Below are 24728 nucleotides of genomic sequence, written 5' to 3'. Positions count from 1 at the left end.
CGGGGGAAGCAATGGTTCCCGATGACAGCGCGGCACAGGCAGCAGGCCTTGCCCGGGTGCTGGAACAGCATCGCGGGGAATTGCTGCGTTTCCTTGCCGCGCGTTGCGGCGATCCCGCCGAGGCGGAGGATCACCTGCAGGAATTGTGGATCAAGGCCTCGCGCCAGCCCAGCGGCCCGATCGGCGATGGGCGGGCCTATCTGTTTCGCATGGCGAACAATATCGTGCTCGATGCGCTGAAGATGCGGCGCCGGGCAATGGTTCGCGACCGCAAGTGGATCGTGGAGGAAGCCGGGGCAGACGCCGTGCCGGAAGACCGCCCCGATCCCACGCCGAATGCGGAAGAGGAAGCGTCCCGCCGGCAGGAGGCGGAACTGGTGCGCAAGGCCGTGGCCAGCCTGCCGCCGGGTGCTCGCGAGGCGTTGCGGCTCTATCGTTTCGAGGGCAAGTCGCAGGGGGAAATCGCGCAAATCCTTGGTATCAGCCGCAGCGGGGTGGAAAAGCATCTGGCGCTGGCGATGAAACATCTGCGCAATGCACTGGCGGACTGTGGATTGTATGGCGCGGCGGCGTCTGGAAAAGCGGGGACGCCCGGCGGACAGGTTCCGCCTGCGGGGCAAGTGACATGACGGATACGGAACAGGCGATTATCGAACAGGCGGCAGCCTGGCATCTGGCCAGCCTTGGCGATGCCATGGATTGGGACGCCTTCACTCAGTGGCTCGAGGCAGATCCGCGCCATCGCACGGCGTTCGACCAGGTGGCGCTGGCCGATGCCTTGCTGGAGGATCACGCGGACCTGCTTGCTCCCGCAGAAGCTGTCGCGAATGACGATTGGGCGGGCGAGGATGCGCCCCCCGCGCCAGTGCGGCGGTTTTCCGCAATGCGCTGGGCTGGGGGCGCACTTGCTGCCTCGCTCGTGGCCGCGCTGGCTGTCTGGCAGTTCGGCGGCGGCGGGGCCGCGACCTATGCGACAGGGATGGATTCCCGGCTGATCGCGCTGGAGGATGGCTCGCGCATCGAACTGGCGCCGCACAGCACCATCCGGATCGAAGGCCGCGAAGAGGAACGCATCGCGCTGGAAGGCGGTGCATGGTTCGACATTCGCCACGATCCCTCGCGCTCTCTGGCGATCACGGCCGGGGAGCTGGAAATCAGCGATATCGGTACTCAGTTCGATGTCCAGTCCGCCGCCGGGCAGGTGCGGGTGCAGGTGGCAGAGGGCGAAGTGCGCGTCTCGTCCGAGGCGCTGGGCCAGCCGCTGCGGCTTGCCGCGGGCCATGGGGTGACGTTCGATCCAGCCGGAGGCACGGCGCAGGTCGCGGCCATCCCCGCCGGCAAGGCGGGCGAATGGCGCCAGGGCAGATTGTCTTTCGATGCCGCGCCCTTGCCGCTGGTCGCGGCCGATCTCAGCCGCTATGCGGGGGTCAAGGTGTCGGTGGCGGATTCTGTGCGCACCCGGCGATTTACGGGAACCCTGGTCATCCATGATGGTGAGGCGGCGCTGCGCGATCTTTCCCAGCTCATGGACCTTGAGCTTGGCCGCAGTGGCGATGGCTATCGCCTGGAGTCCGGCCAGCGCTGAGGGCGAGCGCCACCGGCTCGACATTCCCGCCGCCACCCTCGGCGATGCAATAGCCCTGCTCTCGCGAGAGGCGGGCATCTCGGTGGGGGCGGACGGCACTCTGCCGCATATCCGCACCCGCCCCGTGAAGGGCAGCTTGAGCCCGGAGGCCGCGCTCAAGGCGCTGCTCAAGGGCACCGGCTATCATGCCCGGCAAGTCGGCCCCACAGCCTGGCGGATCGAGCGCGATGCGCCGCGCGTCGCACCCGCGCGCCAGCCCGCCCCACGGCTCACTCGCGCGGAGGACGGCGTCGGCGCGCCGATCATCGTCACGGCAACCAAGCGCGCTTCCCGCCTGCTCGACCTGCCCATGGCCGCCTCAGTCGTGGAGCTGGGCGATGGTGCCGCGATCCCGCCGGGAGCGGGCGGCCAGACGGCGGACGTGGCCTCCGAGATCGACGGGATGACGCTCACCGCCTCGGGGCATGGCCGCAACCGGCTGTTTCTGCGCGGGGTCTCAGACAGCGCCTTCAATGGCGAGAGCCAGTCGACCGTCGCCGTCGTCCTTGACGAGGCACGCCTGACCTATGCCGCGCCGGACCCGGATATCCTGCTGGTGGATATGGAGCGCGCGGAAGTGCTCAAGGGCCCGCAGGGCGCGCTCTACGGCACCGGCGCGCTGGGCGGCATCTATCACCTCGTCACCCGCAAGCCTGATCTGGACGAGGCGTCTCTCTCGCTCTCCGGAGGAACCGAGGTGCTGGCCGGGGGAGGCCTTGGCTACGACATTGCGGCAGTCGCGAACCTGCCCCTGCAGCCCGGCGTGGCGGGTGTCAGGCTGGTGGGATATTCGCGCAAGGATGCCGGCTGGATCGACACGGGCAGCCGGAAGGACAGCAATTCCGGCCGGACATTGGGTGCGCGGCTTGGGCTGGCAGTGGATGCGGGCGGGGGCTGGCAAGTCGATCTGACGGGCTTCGGCCAATGGCGCGAGGCGCAGGACAGCCAATATGTCTATCGGCCCAACGCCCGCTCGCGCCCGGCCCAGTTGCCGGAACCGCACGATAATGACCTGCGCCATGTCTCGCTGAAGATCGCACGCGAGGGCGAGAGGGCGAGCATCGTATTCAGCAGCGCGATGACCTGGCACGAAGTGAACGACACTTACGATGCGACACAGGGCGCGGCCGGGTTCGGCCTTCCCGATCCGCTCACGCTCAATATGGAGCGGACCTATCGCGTATGGGACAATGAAGCGCGGATCAGCGGAGAGCTGGGCGGCGTAAAGTGGCTGGCGGGCCTTTCCGCCCTTGAGGCACGCCAGCACGACATCTGGTTCCTGGCCTCCGCCGCGGATCGCCTGTCGATTGACGACGATCGCCGGATCACGACCGACCTTTCCGCCTTTGGGGACCTTTCCGTGCCGCTCGGTTCCGGGTTTGCCGTCGATGCGGGGGCCCGCCTGTTCCACAGCAGCGTTTCGGAAACGCGCCTGCTTGCATCCGGCCCACAGACGAGCGATCTGGGGCGGAGCGGCATGACGCCCGCTTTTGCCCTGTCCTGGCGACCTGACAGCAGCCATCTGGCCTATCTGCGCTATGGTTCGGCGATCCGGCAGGGCGGGCTGGACATCAATGGTTCCGGAGAACTCGACCGCCTGAAGGGCGACGAATTGGAAACTTTCGAGGCCGGCTGGCGCCAGCAGATCGGCGGGCGTGGGCATCTGGATCTGGGCGCCTATTTCACGCGCTGGCAAGACGTTCAGTCCGACATGCTGCAACCCGACGGACTGATCGAGACCGAGAATGCGGGGAATGCGGAAATCATCGGCTTCGAAGGATCGTTAAGCCTGCCGCTGGATGCAGCGTGGCTGCTCACTGCCGGCGGGTCGTATCAGGACGCGCGCCTTGTGCGGAACGATCTGGGCATCGCTCTGGAGGATCGGCGGCTTCCCGTGGTCCCGGAATATACCTTGCGCGCTGCGCTGGCCTATTCCTTCGCGCTGGGCGATGCGGAAGCCTCGCTGCGGGTCAGGCTGCGCTATGTCGGCCCGGCGAGGCTGAGCTTTGATCCGGCAGTGGATCGCCCGATCGGCAATTATCTCGAAAGCGGCCTGCAGGCCCGGATTGATCTTGGCCGCGTCGATTTCTCGCTGGACCTCGACAATCTGTTCGCTTCCAGTGCCGACCAGTTCGCATTCGGCAATCCCCTGCGCTTTTCGGCGATGCGGCAATATACGCCGCAGGCACCGACCAGCCTGAGCCTGGCAGCGCACTGCAAGTTCTGAGGCCGGGGGGCGCCGAGCCCCTCGCCGAGCCCCTGTCACCGGGCGGCAACAATCGCCCCCTAGCGGCCAGCGGAACTCCATCCTTTCGTCAGGCCCGATGTCCGCTCTGCGCCCCATAGATCGCTGGTTCATCGACGAGGTTCTGCCTCACGAACCCGCATTTCTGGACGCCGCGCGGCGGCTCGAGCGCGATCCGGATGCCGCCTCCGATCTGGTGCAGGAGGCCTTCGTCCGGCTGTTTGCCATGGATGGCTGGGCATCGATCGGCAATCCGCGCCATTATGTCCTGCGCATGTTGCGCAACATTTCGATCGAGCGGCTGCGCCGGGCGAAAATCGTCGAATTCCAGCGTATTTCCGAGATCGACGATTTCGACGTGGAAGACGATGCGCCGGATCAGTTCCGCACCTTGTCCGGCCGGGAAATGATGGTGCGGGTCAATGCCGCGCTCGGCTCCATGCCCGAACGCTGCCGCACGGTGTTCATCCGCCGCCGGTTCGACGAGCAGCCACCCCGTGAAATCGCCAGTGAACTGGGCATCAGCCTGTCCACCATGGAGAAGCGGCTTGCGCGGGCCGTGGTGCTGCTGGGCCGGGCGCTTAACCCGGACGCGGCCAGAGACACGGCCAGAGACATTGGCAGAGACATGGACAGAGACACGGCGGAACCCCAGGCCGAAGACGCGCTGCAGCGGGACGAAGTCGCCCAAGGCTGAAATATTTTTCGGACAGTTGGCGGCAAACCGCTTCCCGCTCGTCCCCTTATAGAAGGGCTCGCGGGGAGCCCGCCCTGCATGGGAGCGGAAACATAGATCTTCCACGCCGATCCGAGCCCTATCGCCTTGCCACGGAAGCCGCCGAATGGGTGGCACGGCACGATCTGGGCACGGTAGATCCTGCCGCATTCGAAGAATGGCGAGGCCGCAGCCCGGCTCATGCGCTGGCCTTCGCGCGCGCCTATGCCGCATGGGAAAAGGTCGGTCCCGGGATTGGCCTGGAAGCGGAGCAGGGCGCTGCGCGCGCAGACCTTTCCTTTTCGCGCCGCGCCATGATGCGGGCCGCCGGTGCGGCGGGGCTGATCGTGCTCGCCGGGGGCGGCATGGCGGTTTCACGAGCCTATGCGTGGGACCGGGTCGAGACCGGGATCGGAGAGACGCGCAAGCTGCGCCTGCCCGACGGCAGCCTGCTGGCGCTCAACACGGACAGTTCGGTCGCTTGGCGCGTGAAAGGCGGGAAGCGCATCCTCCGCCTCGAACGGGGGGAAATGGCGCTGGAGGTCTCGCCCAAGGGGCCGCCGCTCCTGCTGGAAGGGGAGGATGTGAAGATCAGCCTGACCAGCGGGCTGTTCAACGCGCGGCTGATGCCGGGCGGGATCGACGTGATGGTGCTGCGGGGAGTGGCTCGCAGCGCGGGGCAGGCGGATGGAAGCGACCTCAGGCCCGAGGCGGCAGGCGCCTATCGCATGCTCAGCCTCACCGATGCCGGGCCCCGCATCAGCCCGGCTTCCGAATTGCAGGTCGCCGCCACGCTTGCCTGGCAGAGCGGGGAAATCCTCTTTCAGGACGAGCCGCTCTCCGCGGCGATCGGCGAATATAACCGCTATCTCGAGCGCAAGATCGTCATTGCCGATCCGGCGCTGGGGGCGATCCGCGTTGGCGGGCGCTTCACCTCCACCGATCCCACGATCTTCTTCGAAGCGCTCGATGCTACGCTCGATATCCAGGCCTCGCCGTCCGACGAGGGTTTCCTGCTCACGCGAAAAAATAACTGATCGGCTTGGCGGAGAGGTCTGCCCCGCTCGTCATGATGGTTGAAGCCCAAATTCCTCCATCACCGGGGCAACGGAGAATTTCATGTCGAACAGGTCGCTGATTTCCGCGCTGAAATATGCCTGCTTTATTCCTGTCGTAATTGCGCCATATGCGGCCGAGGCGAAGGAAGAGAAGAATGTCTATTTCGATATTCCGGCGCAGGCGCTTCCTGATGCCTTGAATCTCTACGCCCGTCAGGCCGGTGTGCAGATATTCTTTCCCAGCGAGAAGATCAGCGCGATCCGCTCCACTCCGATCAAGGGCGAGATGAAGGCCAGCCAGGCCCTGCGCACCCTGATCGCGGGCAGCGGGCTGGAAGTGACGAAGGGCAGTTCGGGCACGGTGATGCTGCGCGCTGCCCGTGGTGCGGCCTCCACGCCAGCCCCTGCCGCGTCGCCCGCGAAAGTGAGCGAGGCGGCGGTAGTGGAGGCCGCGCCGATCGTGGTGACCGGATCGCGCATTGCCCGCGTGGCGGAGGAAAGCTCCACGCCGGTCTCGTCCGTCGGGCGTGAGGAGATCGAGAGCACCGGTGCGCTGGCGCTGGAAGATTTCCTGATCCGCCAGCCGCAATTCGCGGGCGGCCGCACCAGCCGTTCGAACAATCCCGGCACGGGCAAAGCGGAGATCGATCTGCGCAGCCTCGGCACCGGGCGCAATCTGGTGCTGGTGAACGGCCGCCGCTACGTCTTCTCCGGCTCTTACCAGACGACCGATATCAACACGATTCCCGCCGCATTGGTTGAACGCGTGGACGTGGTCACGGGCGGTTCGTCCGCCGTCTATGGTTCCGACGCCATTGCGGGCGTTACCAATTTCATCCTGCGCACGGATTTCGACGGCGTGGAAGGCAAGGCCCAATATGGCGGCGATGTGGCGGGCGATGCCACCAGCTATAGTCTGGACCTGACGGCCGGCACCAATTTCGCGGATGGCCGCGGCAACATCGTGCTCACGGGAAATTACTACAAGCGCGGCGCGGTGACGCAGGCTGACCGCGAATATTCGAATGTCCCGCTGGCCGATGGCATGGTGGATGGCGCTCCGGGGCTGGTCAGCCGCGCGGCGACTTCCACTCCGGATGGCAGCTTTCCCATGCTGACCGCGGCGCAACTAGCGAAGCTGCAGTCGGGTACGCCCGCCTATGCCGGCCTTGCCTCGGCGCTGAATGCGGCGGGCCTTTCCGGCCTCACTTCGCTGGGCTTCACATTCGATGGCGCCGGTTCGGATGCCCGCTTGTTCCGCGATCCGGAGGACCGCTACAATTTCGCGGGCTACAATTATCTGCAGGTCCCCGAAGAGCGCAAAGGCGTGTCGGGCTTCGCTCATTTCGACGTCAGCGACAATGTCACGCTCTATGGCGAAGGCTCGTGGTATCGCACTCAGGTGACGATGCAGCTGGCGCCGACGACCCACGGCGTGACCGCCTATCTGATCGACGTGGACAATCCCTATGTCTCGCCGGAAATGCAGGAAGTGTTCCATCAGCTGGACCTGCTGGAAACCGGGGCCAATGCCAATAATGGCCTGGTCAGCGTTCGCTTCGCCCGCCGCTTCGAGGAAATCGGCCCGCGCAACGTCTTCATCAACACCGATACGTTGCGCATCGGTGGGGGCCTGAAGGGTTCGCTGCCGGATGCGAGCGACAGCTTCCTGCGCAACAACCGGTTCGACATTTCCTATTTCTATGGCGAGGCCAAGGGATCGTCCGACCTCACCGGCATGGTCTCCCGCTCTGCCTATACGGCCGGCCTGCTCAGCGTTAACGGCGCCGCGCCGCTGGTGAACCCGTTCGGCTTCGGCATGTCGGATGCCGCTGTCCAGGCGCTGACCATCAACACGCATAACGAGAACTTCAGCAGCCTGCACACTGCGATGGGCACGTTCTCGTCCGATGTCGCCTCGCTGCCCGCCGGGCCGCTGAGCGTGGCGCTGGGTACCGAATGGCGCAAGGCCTATGACGAATCCAATCCGGACCCGGCGCAGCAGAGCGGCGATGCCATCGGGCAGGACCCCTTCTATCCCACATCGGGCGGGATCGAAGTGTTCGAACTGTTCGGCGAAACGCGCCTGCCGCTGCTGTCGCAGGATTCCGCCATCGGGCGCGTCACGGCCAATGGGGCCTTGCGCTATTCGCATTACAATCTCAGCGGTGCCGGCAATGTGTGGACCTGGCTGGGCGGGCTGGAATGGTCGCCGGTAGAGGGGCTGGAACTGCGGGGCCAGTGGCAGCACGCCGTGCGCGCTCCCAATATCGGCGAGCTGTTCAGCGGCCAGTATTCCGACAGCCCATCCGCGCAGGATACCTGCGCGCTGGCTTCGGCGGCGACCGATCCGGTGGTGCGGGCCCTGTGCATCGCCACGGGCGTGCCGGAGAGCATGGTGGGCAAGGCCGCGTTGCAACCCAGTTCGCGGCTGGACGTGCTCTACGGCTCCAATCCGGACCTGAAGCCGGAAAGCTCGAACACGATCAGCTTCGGCGTCACGCTGCGGCCCGAGGTGCTGCCAGAGTTCGTTCTGAAGGTGGACTACTTCAACATCGAGGTGAAGGACGCGATCGCGCCGCTGGGCTCTTCGGTCGCCGGTATTTTCGACCTGTGCTATAACGTGCTGCAGGATGCTGCCAGCGCGGCCTGTCAGGCGATCCGCCGCGATCCGGAAGATGGCAGCATCGGTTCGCCCTACAGCGTGGAGGCCTTCAACACCAATATCGGCAAGATCGCCACGTCGGGCATCGATTTCCAGCTTGGCTGGGCCCACGATCTGGCGGGCGGCGAGGTGAGCCTGGACCTGCGCGGCACTTGGCTCCACAGCTATGACGTAATGCCCTTGCAGGACCTGCCGGAGGAAGTGAACAATTGCGCGGGTACTTTCGGCGCCCTGTGCGGTTATGAAGTGCGTCCCAAGTTCAAGACCGTGACCCGCCTGGGCTGGAACTCCGGCGCGTTCACCGCCACGCTGCAGCATCGCTATATCGGGCCGGTGACGGATGACCGCATCGTCGTGGGCGGCGGCAACGAGGCCGATTACGCGGTGCCGGTGCTCCACTCGCGCAACTATTTCGATCTCTCGGCCAGCTACGAGATCGTCGATGGCAAGCTGACACTCTATGGCGGGGTGAACAATCTGTTCGACACTCAGCCGCAGGCCATCGGCACGTCGCAGCAGCAGGCCAATAGCTATCCTTCGACCTATGATGCGCTGGGCGCCGAATATTTCTTGGGCGCGAAGGTTCGCTTCTAAGCGTAGGGCGAGGGGCTCCACCGGCGACCCTCATGCCGGTGGAGCTTTCGCCATTGAGACTGGAATTCGGCCATGCGTTTCGATCGCCGCACCCTGATCCGCAGTGCCGGGCAACTGGCGATCATGGGCGCCCTTGCGCCTGTGCGGGCCCTCGCGGCCATGCCGGGCGCCTATCCCTTCACGCTGGGCGTGGCGGCGGGCGATCCATGGCCGGACGGCTTCGTTATCTGGACCCGGCTTGCGCCCGATCCACTGGGCGAACATGGCGGCATGCCGATGGCGCCTGTCGCGGTGCGCTGGGAAGTGGCCGAGGATGAAGGCTTCGCCCGCGTGGTGCGCAGCGGCGAGGCACTGGCGCGGCCCGAGCTTGCCCATTCCGTCCATGTCGAGCTGGACGGCCTGCTGCCGCGCCGCCCCTATTGGTATCGCTTCATGGCCGGGACCGCCGATGTCAGCCCCGTGGGCATGGCCCGCACGGCCCCTGCGGCGGGTGAGATGCCTGACAGGCTGCGGATCGGCGTTGCCGGGTGCCAAAAGTGGGAACATGGCTATTTCGACGCCTGGGGGCATCTGGCGGCAGAACCGGACCTCGATCTGGTCTTCCATTACGGCGATTACATCTATGAAGGGGCGCCGACCCCGCTGGGCCCCTATATCCCGCGTCAGCATCTGGGCGACAAGCTCTACAGCCTCGACGATTATCGGCGTCGCTACGCCCAGTACAAGGCCGATCCGCATTTGCAGGCGGCTCATGCGGCCTGCGCCTTTGCCGTCTCCTTCGACGATCACGAGGTGGACAATAATTGGGCGGGAGAGTTCGACCGTGACGGGACGCCGCCCGAAATCTTCGCCCTGCGCCGGCTGGCCGCGCTTCAGGCGTGGTATGAACACATGCCCCTGCGCCGCGCGCAAATGCCCGCGCTGGGCGGGGTGCTCGTCTTCCGCCGCCTGAATTTCGGACGGCTGCTGAGCATGCATGTGCTCGATACGCGCAGCTTCCGGTCCGACCAGCCCTGCGCGGATGGCAAGGCGCTTCCCTGTTCGTTCGACGCCCACAACTCGTCCGACATGCTTGGCAAGGCGCAGGAAGCCTGGCTCGACGCAGGCCTTGCCGGGGATGCAAGCTGGAACCTGCTGGCCCAGCAGGTGCTGACGATGCCCTACGATCGCCGCCCATCCGCCACTGCTACGCCCGATTACGCCTTCGACACATGGGACGGCTATCGCCCCGCGCGCAAGCGGCTGATGGAAAGCATCGCGCGGCAGGGGCAGGGCAACACGGTGATTGCCTCGGGCGATTTCCACCGCCACTTCGCCGGCACTGTCCCGCTCGATGACGAGCGGCTGGATGGCGAGATGGCCGCAGTGGAATTCCTCGCGACGTCGATCAGCTCGAATGGCGACGGGATGGAGATCCCCGATGCCGAGTTCCAGCTGGCGAATAATCCGCACATCAAGCTGATGACCGACCGGCGCGGATATCAGCTGTTCGAGATCACGCCCGAACTCTGGCGCACGGATGTGAAGGTGATGGACCGGGTGAGCACACCGGGCGGGGCCATTTCGACTCTCGCCAGCTTCACAGTCAGCCGGGGCCGCGTGGCCCTCGATCCCGCCTAGGGCGTGATGCGCCGCAACTGCCGACGCGGAGCAGCGTGTTCAGCTCCGGCATGAATGCTCGCCCGCTATCGGCGAACTTCGTTGGGTAGAGCGAATGACGGGAATGACGAAGGTACTCGAGTAAAAGCCTAATCCCACTCACCACAACCGCTCATCCTGAGCCTGTCGAAGGACACGCGGCGGCACTTGCCCCGCCAACGGGATGTGGGGCTGGCGGTTTCCCGTGTCCTTCGACAGGCTCAGGACGAGCGGAGATTGGGGATGTCCGCAATCATGTTGTGTCCGGAATGGCGGCATTTGGCAGCTTTGTTGTGGGGAGCGGACGTTCCTAAGTGAGAAGACGGGTGTCAATTAGCTGCTGCACAAACCGTATGTCAGCTTCCTGACCGGGTGAGCGATATTGGCCCTCATCCCCGTTCACCCACGCCTCCGTGATCCGCACACCATTCGGTGAGCCGTCGAGGCGGACGCCATATATGCAATGCCCCGTCCATGACCTGTGAAAATAGAGCCAGCCATTCTCAAAGAAAATGAACCATTTATCATCCATATCGGCGGGCACATGGCCCAACCGCAATTGATCGCCCTCAGCATCAGAGAATTGTCGAGTGAGCACTAAGGACACACGCTTGGCAGGAAGGGGTAGCGCCTTCCAAGAGGTGCGAGATGCAGCATTCATGTAATCACATACGGTCTTACGCTCATCGTCCGCAATGTTGTCGTATCCGGATTGGCAATCTTTGAGCCCAAATCCCGGTTAGTCACCATTGTCGCCACAGATCGAAATCCCTCAGCCCGCTAACGCGGCAGATCGTCATAGCTCAGGCTGAATACCGGGGCGCCATAAGCGCGCATGTGCTGCTCATACTCCGCCTCGTCGATCCGTTTCACTTCGCAGACCGAGACGATCTCGTCATCGAGATGGTAGGGCGTGTCGAAATTCTTGAGGTGGATGGTTTGCCCGGCAACGTCGGTCAGGGTCAGGACGGTCAGCGTAAAGGCGATGTCGCCCTTGAAAATGCCGCTTTGCTCCCACGCCTCCGTGGTGCGATCCACGATGTCGCCGAACTGGCCATAGACCGGGCAGCCCCTTAGCTGATCCGTGGTGACGCCGGCCTCGCGCGCGAAGCTGTTGCTGAATTCCAGGAAATGCGCCCCGCGGCCGACGATGCTGATCGGATTGGGCGCATAGATCATGCGCGCCTTCAGCTGTTGCCGCAACCGGGGCGCATCGGCCGCGCGCCAGAGATCGGTGATCCGCTGGCGCTGGGCGAGAGAGGGCGTGTCATGGCCGTTCTCCCAGCGGGAAACCGATGCCTGCTTCACGCCCATCATTTCTGCGAAGGCAGCCTGCGTCAGCCCCATCTGGTGACGGACCTGTCGGATCAGGCGCGGCCAGCGCGGTTCGTTGCGAACACTGCGAACATTCTGCGTGGGGCGCGAAGATACGCTTTTATACGCGAGATTCTTCAAGCGATCATCGAAGGGAAATCTACCGGTCATGGCGGCACTCTAGGGGCACGCGAGAAAGTCCTCAGCAGGTAGCCCCCTCCATGACCGTGTCCCGTTACAACATTGTGATACTCTCGCTCCCGATTGCGACGCTCCCCTTCCTGGCCGTCTCTGCCCATGCCGAGACTATGGCTGCCGAGACCGTGGCCACTGAGACCGTAGCGGCCGAGACTCTCGCCTCCGGGCCCGAGGGCGAACTGATCGTCGTCACCGCCATGCGCGGCAATGCCGCTGTCGAAAGCGTCGCCGCGCGTACCGAAGTGATCTCGCGCGACGATATCGAGCGCAAGGGCCTCGTCACCGCGGCCGATGCGCTCAAATCGGTGCCGGGCCTCAGCGTGGTCCAGAGCGGGGGTGCCGGCGGGCTGACCTCGGTCTTCTCGCGCGGGACCAATTCGAAGCACACGCTGGCCCTGTATGACGGCATTCGCCTCAACGATGCCTCCACCCCCAATGGCCAGTTCAATTTCGGCTCCGACACGCTGGGCGATCTGGAACGGATCGAGGTGCTGCGCGGCCCTGCCTCGGCCGTCTACGGGTCCGATGCGATCGGCGGGGTCATCAACTTCATCCCGCGCATCGGCGGCGAACGCGCCTTCATGCCCTATGCGGAAATCGCAGCGGGCAATCTCGATACTTATCGCGGGCTGGCCGGCGCGCGCGGCACGGCGGGGATGTTCGCCTATGGCGTGACTGCCGAATATTTCGAGACGGGCGGTTACGACAATGTCGCCGCGCGCATTGCCGACGATCTGGGCGAGCGCGACGGCAGCCGGTTCTTCACTATCACCGGCAATGGCGAACTGACGCTGACCGATGGACTCACGATCCGCGGGCTGGCCCGCTATCGCCGGGCGAAGTCGGAATTCGACGATGCCGCGCTGGACCGCGAAGGGCGCGGCGGGCGTGACCGCTATTTCCTCTGGCGGATCGCCCCGCGCCTTACGGCTCTCGATGGCCGCTATCAGGGCGATCTGGAATTCGGGCAGGTCGACAATCAGCGCTCGGAATGGAACCACCCCGACACCAATGACAGCTTCGGCGGCGCCGATACGGAAGCAAGTGGCCTGCGGACATTCGCTGCCTGGCGCAACCGGCTGGAAGTCCGCCCTTCGGATGCGGTCAAGGCGACCATTTCCGCCGGTCTCGAATGGCAGAAGGACAAGGTGGACGCCTTTGACGGCTACAGCGATGCGCTGTCCAGCTCGGAAGAACAGACTGCCTTCTATGGCCTTGCGCAGGTGACGATTGCCGACCGGGTCGATCTCAACGGATCGCTGCGGCACGATAATCCGGAAAGCTTCGATGCCGTCACGACCTGGAATGCGGGCGGTGTCCTGCACCTGCCCGAAGTCGGCGGCCGGGCCTATGTCTCCTATGGTACCTCGTTCAAGGCGCCGACCCTGAGCGAACGCTTCACCAAGAGCGCGTGGAACGTGGGCAATCCCGACCTCGTGCCGGAACACGGCAAATCCTTCGAGGCAGGCGCCGACGTCGGCACCGAAGTGGGTGCGCAGGGCTGGGTGGGGCTCAACGTCACCTATTTCGACACCAAGATCGCCGATCTGATCGAATATGATTATGCCGCGCTTGCCAACCGCAATGTCGGCAAGGCCGCCATCGACGGGTTCGAACTGGGCGTGCAGGCGAAGATCGGCCGGATCGCGGATTTGCGGGTCAATTACAGCCGCACCAATGCCTTCAACGACGCGACCGGCGACCAGTTGCTGCGCCGGCCCAAGCACAGCTGGTCGGCCAGCCTCACGCTCAACCCGATCGAGCGCCTTTCCCTTTCGGCCGACTGGTATCGCCGCGGCCAGCGCATGGACGTCGTCTATGACGACAGCAGCGCATGGGGGCCGGGTGGCGGCTATGTCGGCAACGGGCTGGTCACGGCTTACGATCTGGTCAGCTTCTCGGCTCGCTACAGCGTGACCGACAGTGTCGAGCTGTTCGCCAATATGCGCAATGCCTTCGACCAGACTTACGAAGAGCCGGACAGCTATCGCGGTGCACCGCGCAGCTGGCAGATCGGCACGCGGGCGCGGTTCTGACCCGTCTCTCCCCCACTCACATCAGGAACATGCCCATGCGTAAGATTCTGCCCTGCGTACTCGCCGCAGCCCTGCTTCCGGCAACGGGTTTCGCGGCGCCCGACGCCAAGCTCCCCGAGCCGAAGGTCCCGGTGGCCAATCCCTTTGCCTCGGTTCACGACCTTTTCGATTGCACCCGCGACACTGGCACGCTGGTGAGCGCCCATCGCGGCGGCGCCGCGCCCGGCTATCCGGAAAACGCCATCGAGACTGCAGCGCATACTTTATCGCAGTTCCCCGTTCTGGTGGAAGTGGACGTGCGCCGTACCAAGGATGGCGTGCTGGTGCTGATGCATGACGACACGCTCGACCGCACCAGCACCGGCACCGGCCCGGTGGAGGCGCAGACCTGGTCGGCACTGTCGCAGCTCTATCTTGAGGATAATGACGGCAACCTCACCACTTTCCGCATTCCCAGGCTGAGCACGATGGCCGAATGGGCGCATAATCGCGCACTGGTGCTGGCGGAAGTGAAGGACAGCGATGCGTTGCCCCAGATGATCCGGGAAATCCGCGCGGCCGGGGCGCAGGCCAATTTCATGCTGCTGGTCAACAGCCTTGAAGATGCCAAACGGGTGCAGGAACTCGATCCCACGATCAGCATCACTTTCGAAATGGCCGATGCGGCCGCGCTGGCACGCGCCAAGGAGGCGGGCATCGACATGAAGCGCGTGATCGCCTGGACCGGTATCGGCAAGCGCGACCGGGCCTATTGGAACGATCTGCGCGCGCAGGGCCTTACCGTGTCTTACGGCACGCTGTGGTTTATTGACGGGGCAGTCGAGAATCTCGATCTCAAGGGCATTTATGCCGAACTGGCGCAGGATGGCGTCGCACTGCTCGCGACCGACCGGGCGGTGGCGGCACAGGCCGAGATCGCCCAGGTCCGCCCGATCGAGGCGGCGCTGCGTCAGTGCAAGGCTGTGGGAATGGAGCCGAAGTGACGGAAGACGAGAGCGGAAGTTCGGGCTGGAGCCTGCCGGTCATCCTGCTCCACTGGGTGACCGGGGGGCTGACTCTGGCCGTCGCAGGGCTGGCCGTCTTTCTGCTCTCCCCTCCCGAATGGAGCCAGTTCTACATCGATCGCTACATGGCATGGATCGGCTGGCACCGCCTTGGCGGGCTGGCGGTCCTGCTACTGGCAGCGGGATGGATCGCGCTGCGGCGCCTGAAGCCACGGCCACCGCGCACGGGCGGGCCGCATATGCAGGCGGCCGCCATTCTGGCGCAGGGGCTGATGCTCGCCTTGCTGATCGCCCTGCCGGTGAGCGGCTATCTGATGGATGCCCTGATCAATCCCGCGCTTGAGCTGCCCGGCGGGGTTTCCCTGCCGAGCCCGCTGCCCAGGCACCAGACCTTCAGCATAGCGCTCAGCTATATCCACAAATGGGGCGGGTTTGCCCTGCTGGGCATTGCCGCGCTCCATATCGCCGCTGCCCTCTGGCACGGCCTGCGCCCCGGCGACCGGACGTTGCGGGCAATGCTGCCTCGATCGGGCAAGAGAAAGTAATTTCCTTGAATACACTCATTCTGGCCACTGCCCTCGTGCAGGGCGCATCTGCCGTAACGACCAGTGCTACGCCCGCCGGCGATCTTGTCTTCGAACCTGCCTATTTCGCCGAGGCCGCTCCGGTAACCGCGCTGGACATGGTCCGCCGGGTGCCCGGCTTCGTGATCGATTCCGGGGATGCTGTCCGTGGCTTTGCCGGGGCGGCGGGCAATGTGCTGGTCGACGGGGTGCGTCCTTCCACCAAGAACCGCACGATCGACGATGTGCTGACGGCTATCCCCGCCGCGCAGGTGCTGCGTATCGAACTGATCCGCACCCCGCGTCCGGGCCTCGATCAGCAGGGCGCGCAATTGCTGGTGAATGTGGTGCGTGTGGCGGAGGAATCGCGCAGCCAGGCCCTTACGCTCTCCAATTATTCCTATGCGGGCAGTGCCCTGTTGCCTTCGCTGCGCGGCGAGATGTCGCGGCGCAATGCGAAGGGCGGCTGGGAAGCCTCGTTCCTCCTGTCGCTGAACCAGGATGAAAGCGGGGAGGGCGAACGGATCACCCGATTGCCCGATGGCACCGTGCTTGACCGGGCGAAAGTGGCTATCGATTCCCCGATCCGGGGGGCTGAGGCCCGGCTGGCAGGCGACACAGGCTTCGCGGGCGGGGTCATTCGCGGCAATCTGTCCTTCACTCATCAGGATTACCGAACGCACGAAGTGCTCGACTTTCTCGAAGGGGCGCTTGCGGGAAGTATGGCTCGCACCGATGACGCAATCCGGACCAATAGCGGCGAGGCCGGGGCGGAATGGTCTCGCAGCTTTGCCTCGAACCTCTCGGCCAAGCTGCTCGTTCTGGCCACGCGCAAGGATGTGTCGACCCGTTCGGCGGGCGAGGGCCCGGATGGCTCGAGCCTTTATCGCGCCGACAGCATCGCCGACGAGCGCATCCTGCGCGCTACCCTTGCCCGCTCGCCCACCAGCGGCATTGCGTGGGAGATCAATGGCGAAGTGGCTTATAATGCGCTCGACAGCCAGAGTGCGTTCGAGATCGACGGCGTGCCTGTCGCGCTGCCGAATTCGGATGTGCGGATCGCCGAATGGCGCGGCGATGCATCCGCCAAGCTGACCGTTCCCCTGTCCCCGCGCCTGACTGCGGAGGCGACTGCGCGGGGCGAATATTCCAGCCTTGGCCAGACGAACCGCGTCACCCACTTCGACTACACCACTCGTTTCGGCTTCTTCAAACCCAAGCTGCTCCTGCGCTGGGATGCGGGTAAACGCAGTCAGATCCGCTTGCGGCTGGAACGGGAAGTGGGGCAGCTGGACTTCACCGATTTTGCCAGCTCGGCCTCGCTGATCGACGGAACGGTCAATGCCGGCAATCTCGACCTGCGGCCGCAGACGGCCTGGATCGGGGAGGCGGCGGCCGAACGCCGTTTCGGCAAGGACGGGGTGGTCACGCTGACCTATCGCCATCACCGGATCGACAATGTGCTGGACCTCATACCGGTCGAGGGGCTTGATGCGCCGGGCAATATCGGCCGGGGCCATATCAACGCGCTGGGCGCGCAGGTGACATGGCCGCTCGATCCCCTTGGCATTTCGGGCGGACGGGTGTCCTTCTCGGGCGAATGGCGTTCCAGTGCGGTGCGCGACCCGGTCGATGGTTCGCGTCGGTCGATCACGGCACTGGCGCCCTTCGTGGGTGAAATCCACGCCACGCTCGACCGGCCGTCCTTGCGGTCCAGCTTCGCGATCGACGTCTATTTCGGACAGGAACTGACCTATCGCCGACTGGCGGAATGGCGCCAGACTTCGGACGAGCCCTATGTCAGCCTGAAATGGACCTACACCGCCTCGCCGCGCCTGACCATCGAGGCTAGTGCGCAAAACATCCTAGGCCGCAAGCGTGAGCGGGACCGGAAAGTCTATGACGGGACACGGGCAGACGGGCGCGTGCTGTTCGAGGAAGAGCGCTGGTATCGCTCCACCACCGGCCTGTTTCTGTCGCTGCGGCGCCAGCTCTGACGCCGGGCGGGATCAGCTGACGTCCAGGTCCACGTGAATGCGAATGGCGTCGTGGCGCCAATATTCCTGATCGTATTCGACTACGCGGCCGGTCTTGTCGAAGCAGGTGCGCACTACCAGCAGGCCTGGTGTCCCGGCCTTGACGCCAAGCCCGTCCGCCGCGGATTTCACCAAGGCGCAGGGGCGCATGGTCACACGGTTGCGGGCCACGGACAGGCCATAGTTCTTGCTGAGGATCTGGGTCAGCGATCCATCCAGCGAATGTTCGAACAGGCCCGGCGCGAGCCTCGGATCGACAGTGATACGCTCGACCAGAACGGGGCGCCCGTCGATCGAACGGCGGCGCGAAACGACGTAGAGCCGCGTGCCCGGTGCCACGCGGAAAATGTCCGCGACGGCGGGCGGGGCGGGTAGCTCCTCCGTGGACAGGGTCTCGGTCGTGGGAGTGCGGCCCTGTTCGGAAACATAGGTCATGAAGCCCGCCCAACGGGTCGGATCGTAGGTGACGGGCGGCGGGGAAACGTACCAGCCACTGCGCTCCCGGCGATAGATCAGCCCTTCTGCTTCGAGCTGGAACAGGGCCTCGCGGATCGTGCCGCGTGCTGCGCCGCTATCGGTCTGCAGCCGGCGTTCCGAGGGCAGGCGTGCCCCGGCCGGCAGCTTGCCGAGTTCGATCCCCTCGGCGATCTGGTCGCGCAGGGCCAGATATTGCGGCATTGGCGGCTCCCCGGCCCGGGCGGGCTTGCCGCGGCTTTCGCCCAGTGGGCTGGATGTCTGTTCAGGCCGTGGGGGCATGGTCGGGCAGGCTTTCGCGGGAATTTGCGGAACCGGAGCAATGCTCCATCCCGGCTATAGAACCGAGCAGCGTGCCAAAGACAAGAGAGCGGATGAAAGCGCGAGGGGGACCATCCCCGGCTTCCATCCGCCCGTGTCGCGGAGCTTGCCGCTCCACTATCGAAGATCAGACGATCAGTAGCTGTAGCTCAGGCGGGCGAGGAAAGTCCGGCCCGGCTCCAGATAATCCTTCTGATACGAAGGATTGTCGCCCTTGGTGGTGTAGTATTTCCAGTCGTTCAGCAGGTTGCCCACGTCGAAATCGAGCGCGAGGTTCCGGGTGAAGTTGTAGCGCGTGTGCAGGTCTACGCTGCGATTGTGCTGCACCCACTTGTCCACCGCATTGTCGCGCAGGTCTTCGATGAACTTGCCGCGATAATTGTAGGACAGCTTCGCTTCGAACCCGTATTTCTGGAACGTCAGTGCGACGTTGTAGAGCACGTGGGGCGTGTTCACGAGGCGTGTCTTATCGCCCGCGCGATAGTCCAGCCCGCTCTCGGCCTCGCTGTGCTGCAGCGTCAGATTGCCTTCGAAACCGAAGCCGTCGAACGGTGCAGGCAGACCGTCGAAGCCCTTGATGAGGTTCATTTCCACGCCGTAGACTGTCGCCGTCTCGCCGTTCTTCGGCTGAGTGATTTCGATCGTGCCGATGGTGGTGTTGGCGTCCACCTGGTTGCCGTTGGTGAAGATGAAGTCCGTGATGTGCTTGTAATAGCCCGAGACCGAGACGACGCTCGACCGGTCGGGGTAGACTTCCAGCGAGAGGTCGGCGTTATAGGCCTTGGCCGGCTTCAGGTCCGGATTGCCCCGGCTGATGGCGACGATTTCCTTGGTCACCTCGTCGCGCGTGATCGACTGGCCGGCCGAGACATAGCCATATTCCGGCGGCGAATAGCCGGTCCACAGGGCGCCGCGAATGGCGACCTTGTCGTTCGGGCGATAGGTGGCGGTGATGCTCGGCAGCACGACGGTATATTTGCTGTCCGAGCTGCCGAAGCCGCTATCGTCGCCGTCATCCACCCAGAAGATGTTGTGGATGTCGCGATGTTCGAGGCGGGCGCCGGCGATCAGTTTGAGCTGATCCCACTTGAAGGCGGCAAGGGCATAGGCCGAATAGACGCTTTCCGTCCCGCGCTTGTCGTCGCGCAGCAGGTCTTCCTCGCTCACGCTGTCGGGATTGGCGGCCTCTGCGGCGTGGATCGCGGCGACCACGGCATCGCGGCTGAACACGTCGCCATAATAATACTGGCCGCCGAGCATGCTGGTGACTTCCTTGTCCACCAAGCCTGACTCCGCAAGGCTCAGCCCGTCGAGCGCCGTGCCGGAGAAATCGCCGTCCCAGATCGGCGTGTTGTCATATTCGCGCTTGGAACGCAGCCACTTGGCACCGGCCTGGAAGTAATCCAGCGTATTGCCGACGTCGTAGCGGGCATCGAACTTGGCCGCAAAGCGGTTGTCGGTCTGCTTGGAACGCGAATGGCTGGCACCGTCGAAGGGCAGCAGCGAGCTGTCGGTCTCGACCGCCACGGCATAGGCGGGCAGGCTGGCATGCGGGAAGCGCGGATCGTTCGATACCCAGTCGATCCCGGTGGAATTGAGCGGATAGGTGCACTTGTCGCAATTGTACCCGATCGAATAGCTGTCCGGGTTCTCCCGCGCGCCGCCGGAATAGCTGGCGCTGTAGTTCAGCGTCAGCGCGCCGAACTTGCTCTTGCCGCCGAATTCCACCGTGCCGAGCGTCTGGGTGACGTCGATGGTCGAGAAGCTGCGGGCGAACTGGAAGGCTTCCGGATCCCAGACGCCCGAACGGCCGTTGAGCGACCAATATTTGCTCGAAGACCGGTCGGCATCGGTGATCTTGCCGTCCTCGTCGGTGTCGACGATCTGGGCCGTGGTGTAGCCGTAGATATTGCCGAGCGTGTCATCGTGGCCGATGACCATGTCTTCGGGCTGCAACAGGCTAGTGTCTTCCAGATTGACCTGCGTCAGGCGCGGAGTGGGGCGGTTGCGGTAGTCGGTATAGTCGTTCGTGCCGACCAGTTCCTGGCGGGCATACTGGCCGCGCAGGTAAAGCTCCGTGGTGTCACCGTGATAGTCGAAGGAGAGGTTGCCGCCGTAACGGGTCTGTTTCACGCGGCGATAATCGAGGTCGATACCCGGCAGGTGCATGTTCTGTTCCGAGATCGTCTCTTCGGAGTTCTTGCGCCAGATATGCGGTTCCCACTCGCCGTCATTCTCGGTTTCCTGGCCATTGCCATGGGAAACGCCATAATTGGCGGAGAGGAACACGCCGAAGCGGTCATCGGCGAAGCGGTGGGCTAGATCGAGCTGCCCCTGATAAATCGCGGCGTCTTCGCCTGCGCTGTCGGCACGGCCGTTTAGGCCGGCATTGGCATAGACGCGCACCGTGGTCGGCTTCATGAAGTCGAAGGCAGTGGGCGTGCGGAAATCGATCACGCCGGCAATGGCATCGCCTTCCTGATCGGGCGTGAGCGTCTTGGTCACGCGGATCGCGGCAAGGCCATTGGGTGGTAGCACGCTGAGCGAGACGTCGCGGCTGCTCGGATCGGTCTGCGCCACGCGCACGCCGTTCACGGTGACGGCATTGTAGGTGCCGGAAAAACCACGGATGGTGACATATTCGCCTTCGCCCGTGTCCTGATTGACCACCACGTTCACGCCCGGAAGGCGAGCGAGGGCATCGGCCACGTTGGCATCGGGCAGCTTGCCCAGATCGTCGGCGGAGACTTCGTCGATCACCGTCTCTGCGTCGCGCTTGGCTGCGATCGCGCTTTCGACGCTGAGTTTCTGGCCGGTCACGACAATCGCGCCGCCTTCGTTATCCTCGGCATGTGCGGAGCCGGCGGCGAGCAAAGCGACAAGGCCGGCGGAATAGAAAAGCGACCGTTTCAGAGCACGGCGAGACACAGGATGTTCCATGATAGCCCTCATGTTTCCCAGAGAAAATCTCAGAAATCAGATGTTTGATGTGAGGCGAGGGCGCACGGCATCGTGTGCGGAAATGTGTTCCACACCCGATCTCTCCCCGGTTCCCTGCCACGGCGAGTCGTCACTGCCGGTAAACTGGTATAGGCCAGATTCGAATTACACGTGCATGACAGTGACGGGAGGTTTGGCGGAAATCCGGACCGGATTTTCACTATCTATATGAAATAGAGTGGGAAAAAATTGTTGCGCTGCGGCAAAGTGGGGCGCCGGCAGGGCGAGTGGGCAGATCAAGCGGCGGGCGTGATCTGCAGGTTCCGGTCACGCAAAAAACGCCCGCGCCACGCGGTCAGGCGAGGGCGGGCGATCTGCGGGATGGGACTGGACTGGCCGGTCAAGGCATGGCGCCTCGCAGTGCCGGGTCAGTGAGTTCAGGCGAAGGGCTCAGGCCGAGAGTTGTTCCTCGCGGAGCAAGGATTGCAGCATGCCGCGATAGGACTCGAGGCCGGGAACGGCCCAGTCGGGGCGCTTGCCCGCATCGTCGAAATGGCGCAGTTGCACGGCCTGTTCGAAGAAGGGCTCGGCCCGGAACGCCGCCACTTCTTCTTCGTTCATCGGGCCGCCCTGAAGGCGCAGGCTCAGCAGGGATGCACCGCTCAAACCGGCCTCATAGGCGGGATCAAGGGCGCAGAGGTAGCGCTTCGCATCGACATGAAGCCGCACCGGCTCGGTCACGTCCGGGCTGAAGCTGCGCGCCAGGAAGGCCGCGCCGGTGATTTCGTGGCGCGCGTCGTGATTGAGCTTTTCGGCCGCGTTGCCGGCATCGTCGATGAACTGGCCGATGTCGTGGAGGAGGGCGGCGGCAATCAGGCTGGGTTCGCAGCCATGGTCCTGCGCCAGTTTGGCGCATTGCAGTGCGTGCTGAAGCTGGTTTGCATTCTCGCCGTAATGCTCGCTGCCGAACGTGTCGAACAGGGAGAAGATGGAATCGATCATCGGTTTGTCACTGTCCCGTACCGTTGCTGACAAGCTGGTCGAATGGTGAGCGAAGAGCCCTTGATTGTCGCAGAATTGTAGTTTTTGGACTATACCAAAATTGGCGTGCCCATCTAGCGTAAGGTCAGGAGCAAGAAAAGATGTTTCGCAGTTCGCGCCGCCGATTTCTCGGAATGACTGGAGGCGCGGCAATTGCCTCGCTCTACCCGAACCTGATCGAGCGTGCGCTGGCCATTCCCGCCCGCCGCCGTACCGGAACGCTGCAGGATATCGACCACATCGTGGTCCATATGCAGGAAAATCGCTCGTTCGATCACTATTTCGGCATGCTCAACGGCGTGCGCGGGCTGGGCGATCCGCGGCCCCTTCGGCTTCCGGGCGGCCGGTCGGTCTGGGCGCAGCCCTCTGGCCAACATCCTGACGGATACGTCCTGCCCTATCACGGGGATTCGAAGACCACCCGTTCCTTCAAGGTCGATGGTGCGGACCAGTCCCATCAGGAGAACATGGTGATCTTCAATCGCGGTCGGTACGACCGCTGGGGCCATACGGACGAGCTGCATAATCGCATGCTCCACTACACGGCCGGGGATCTGCCGTTCTATTACGCCCTGGCCGATGCCTTCACCGTCTGCGATGCCTATCACTGCTCAACCATGACGCAGACCTATCCCAACCGCCTGCACCTGTTCAGCGGGTGCAATGGCGGCGGCACGGTCGGGCGCGACCCGCAGATGCATAATTACGGCGAGGACGAGACGCCCAGCGCCGACATGCGCCAGGACCGGCCCCTCGACCCGGATGCCTATACCTGGACCACTTATGCCGAGCGCCTGCAGCAGGCGGGAGTGAACTGGAAGGTCTATCAGGAATACGATAATTTCGGCGACAATCTGCTGTCCGTCTTCCCGGCTTTCCGCCCCTGCGATCCGGAATCCGAACTCTATCGCCGGGGTCGTTCCTGGGTGAGCGAGCACAAGGAAGGGGATGACCGGACCCGCTCTGACGGGGATCAGCTGGTCGCGGCTTTCCGGGCGGATGTGGAATCGGGGAACCTGCCGCAAATCAGCTGGATCGTGACGGCAGCAGACCTTTCCGAACACCCGCAGGCCGAGCCCGCCAAGGGCGAGCATGTCACTGCCGGGCTGATCGCGGCGCTGGTCGATAATCCGGAAGTCTTCGCCCGCACCGCTTTCATCCTCAATTTCGACGAGGCTGGGGGCTTTTACGACCATATGCCGCCCCCGGTGCCGCCGGTGGGCGATTATCGTGGGCACAGCACCGTGCCGCTCGACGGGGAAACCAAGGTCTGGGGCCCCGAAGCGGAAAAGGTGCAGGGGCCGCACCCCATCGGGCTGGGTATCCGCACACCGACCATCGTGATTTCGCCCTGGAGCCGGGGCGGCTTCGTCTGCTCGCAACTGTTCGATCACACCTCGGTCCTGCGGCTGATGGAAGAGCGTTTCGGCGTGAAAGAGCCCAATATCAGCCACTGGCGGCGCTCGGTCTGCGGCGATCTGTCCTCGGCATTCGATTTCGCCCGGCCCGATGAGGCGTTGAAGGGCATCGCCCTGCCCGGCACGGCGGATTTCAAGCAGCGTGTCGCCCTGTCCGCTGCCGGAATTGCTAATGAGATTCCCACTGTGCAGCAGCCCGCGCGCCAGATGGAGGGCCGCCGCCCGCATCGTCCACTGCCCTATCGCTTTGCCGTGCAGGGCAGTGTGAGCCCGGAGCGAGGTCTGCGGATCGAGTTCGTGAATGACGGGCCGGTCGGCGCCACCTTCACCGTGCATGACAATCTCGACCGGCAGGAGCCGAGCCATTTCACGATCGGGGCGGGCGACCGCCACACGGCCGAAGACTGGCAGGAAGGTGCAGCGCTTGCGCCCTACGACCTCACCCTGCGTGGGCCTAATGGCTATTGGCGACGCTATGCCGGATCGCCTGAAACGGCCGTGCCGGAAGTTATGCTGGAAGAGGATGGCAAGGGTGGAGCAATCCGGATCGGGCTTGCCAATTCTGGCGACAAGCCGTTGACTTTCATTCTTGAAATCGACGCTGCCTATGCCGGTTCCGGCCCGTCACGGCGCGAGGTTTCGGTAGCGCCAGGCAAGACGGAGAACCTCGTCTGGCCACTCGATGCCACGCAGGGCTGGTACGACGTCGCCGTGACCGTGCGAGGCGCCGAGGGCTTCCTGCGGCGCTTCGCGGGCAAGGTGGACAATGGGCTTGCGGGGCTGACAGACCCCGGAATCGGGGTTTTACGGGTCACGGCGTGACGGTGGCCCCCTTGCCGGCGGC

16 protein-coding genes are annotated in these 24728 nt (G+C 64.3%); 12 read left to right on the top strand and 4 right to left on the bottom strand.

Annotated elements, in window-relative coordinates; all coding sequences use genetic code 11:
• Positions 1 to 11 precede the first annotated feature (11 nt).
• The 7 genes from WFP36_RS12070 to WFP36_RS12040 all read left to right on the top strand — a co-directional run bounded on the left by WFP36_RS12070 (position 12) and on the right by WFP36_RS12040 (position 10521).
• Positions 12 to 629: an RNA polymerase sigma factor gene (locus WFP36_RS12070; protein ID WP_336980750.1), complete on the top strand. Its 618-nt coding sequence runs from the start codon at positions 12 to 14 to the stop codon at positions 627 to 629.
• Positions 626 to 1585 (top strand): FecR family protein, encoded by a 960-nt coding sequence (locus WFP36_RS12065; RefSeq protein ID WP_336980749.1) that lies wholly within the window; start codon positions 626 to 628, stop codon positions 1583 to 1585. The genes WFP36_RS12070 and WFP36_RS12065 overlap by 4 nt, the downstream gene beginning before the upstream one ends.
• Complete coding sequence (locus tag WFP36_RS12060; RefSeq protein WP_336980748.1) at positions 1554 to 3851, top strand: TonB-dependent receptor; 2298 nt, start codon at positions 1554 to 1556, stop codon at positions 3849 to 3851. Before WFP36_RS12065 ends, WFP36_RS12060 begins: the two co-directional genes overlap by 32 nt.
• Before the next feature lie 97 nt (positions 3852 to 3948).
• The gene (locus WFP36_RS12055; protein WP_336980747.1) at positions 3949 to 4566 is read left to right on the top strand and encodes an RNA polymerase sigma factor; all 618 of its coding nucleotides are present in this window, start codon (positions 3949 to 3951) and stop codon (positions 4564 to 4566) included.
• Positions 4563 to 5621, top strand: a complete 1059-nt coding sequence (locus tag WFP36_RS12050) for a FecR family protein (protein WP_336980795.1) — start codon at positions 4563 to 4565, stop codon at positions 5619 to 5621. The genes WFP36_RS12055 and WFP36_RS12050 overlap by 4 nt, the downstream gene beginning before the upstream one ends.
• A gap of 82 nt (positions 5622 to 5703) precedes the next feature.
• The gene (locus tag WFP36_RS12045; RefSeq protein ID WP_336980746.1) at positions 5704 to 8901 is read left to right on the top strand and encodes a TonB-dependent receptor; all 3198 of its coding nucleotides are present in this window, start codon (positions 5704 to 5706) and stop codon (positions 8899 to 8901) included.
• A gap of 72 nt (positions 8902 to 8973) precedes the next feature.
• Positions 8974 to 10521: an alkaline phosphatase D family protein gene (locus WFP36_RS12040; protein ID WP_336980745.1), complete on the top strand. Its 1548-nt coding sequence runs from the start codon at positions 8974 to 8976 to the stop codon at positions 10519 to 10521.
• Between the two features lie 798 nt (positions 10522 to 11319).
• Here WFP36_RS12040 and WFP36_RS12035 read toward each other — a convergent pair.
• Positions 11320 to 11994, bottom strand: coding sequence for a helix-turn-helix domain-containing protein (locus WFP36_RS12035; RefSeq protein WP_336980744.1), 675 nt, complete (start codon positions 11992 to 11994; stop codon positions 11320 to 11322).
• Positions 11995 to 12074: 80 nt separating this feature from the next.
• Between WFP36_RS12035 and WFP36_RS12030 the strand changes: the two genes are divergently transcribed.
• The 4 genes from WFP36_RS12030 to WFP36_RS12015 are packed head-to-tail and all read left to right on the top strand — an operon-like array spanning position 12075 to position 17651.
• Complete coding sequence (locus tag WFP36_RS12030; RefSeq protein WP_336980743.1) at positions 12075 to 14087, top strand: TonB-dependent receptor plug domain-containing protein; 2013 nt, start codon at positions 12075 to 12077, stop codon at positions 14085 to 14087.
• Positions 14088 to 14122: 35 nt separating this feature from the next.
• The gene (locus tag WFP36_RS12025; protein WP_336980742.1) at positions 14123 to 15070 is read left to right on the top strand and encodes a glycerophosphodiester phosphodiesterase family protein; all 948 of its coding nucleotides are present in this window, start codon (positions 14123 to 14125) and stop codon (positions 15068 to 15070) included.
• Complete coding sequence (locus WFP36_RS12020; RefSeq protein ID WP_336980741.1) at positions 15067 to 15636, top strand: cytochrome b; 570 nt, start codon at positions 15067 to 15069, stop codon at positions 15634 to 15636. Before WFP36_RS12025 ends, WFP36_RS12020 begins: the two co-directional genes overlap by 4 nt.
• A 5-nt stretch (positions 15637 to 15641) precedes the next feature.
• A complete protein-coding gene (locus WFP36_RS12015) occupies positions 15642 to 17651 on the top strand; it encodes a TonB-dependent receptor domain-containing protein (protein WP_336980740.1) in 2010 nt (669 codons plus the stop codon).
• Positions 17652 to 17663: 12 nt separating this feature from the next.
• Here the strand turns inward: WFP36_RS12015 and WFP36_RS12010 are convergent, their stop codons facing one another.
• The 3 genes from WFP36_RS12010 to WFP36_RS12000 form a co-directional block, all read right to left on the bottom strand.
• A complete protein-coding gene (locus tag WFP36_RS12010; protein ID WP_336980739.1) occupies positions 17664 to 18368 on the bottom strand; it encodes a UTRA domain-containing protein in 705 nt (234 codons plus the stop codon).
• Between the two features lie 252 nt (positions 18369 to 18620).
• Complete coding sequence (locus tag WFP36_RS12005; protein ID WP_336980738.1) at positions 18621 to 21413, bottom strand: TonB-dependent receptor; 2793 nt, start codon at positions 21411 to 21413, stop codon at positions 18621 to 18623.
• Positions 21414 to 21875: 462 nt separating this feature from the next.
• A complete protein-coding gene (locus WFP36_RS12000) occupies positions 21876 to 22427 on the bottom strand; it encodes an HD domain-containing protein (protein WP_336980737.1) in 552 nt (183 codons plus the stop codon).
• A gap of 140 nt (positions 22428 to 22567) precedes the next feature.
• Here WFP36_RS12000 and WFP36_RS11995 point away from each other — a divergent pair, with 140 nt between their 5' ends.
• Positions 22568 to 24706: a phosphocholine-specific phospholipase C gene (locus WFP36_RS11995; RefSeq protein WP_336980736.1), complete on the top strand. Its 2139-nt coding sequence runs from the start codon at positions 22568 to 22570 to the stop codon at positions 24704 to 24706.
• The last annotated feature ends 22 nt before the right edge of the window (positions 24707 to 24728 follow it).

This window comes from Fulverythrobacter fulvus (genome assembly GCF_037154085.1).
Classification (GTDB): domain Bacteria; phylum Pseudomonadota; class Alphaproteobacteria; order Sphingomonadales; family Sphingomonadaceae; genus Andeanibacterium; species Andeanibacterium fulvum.
This window is presented reverse-complemented; position numbering and strand designations above follow the sequence as displayed.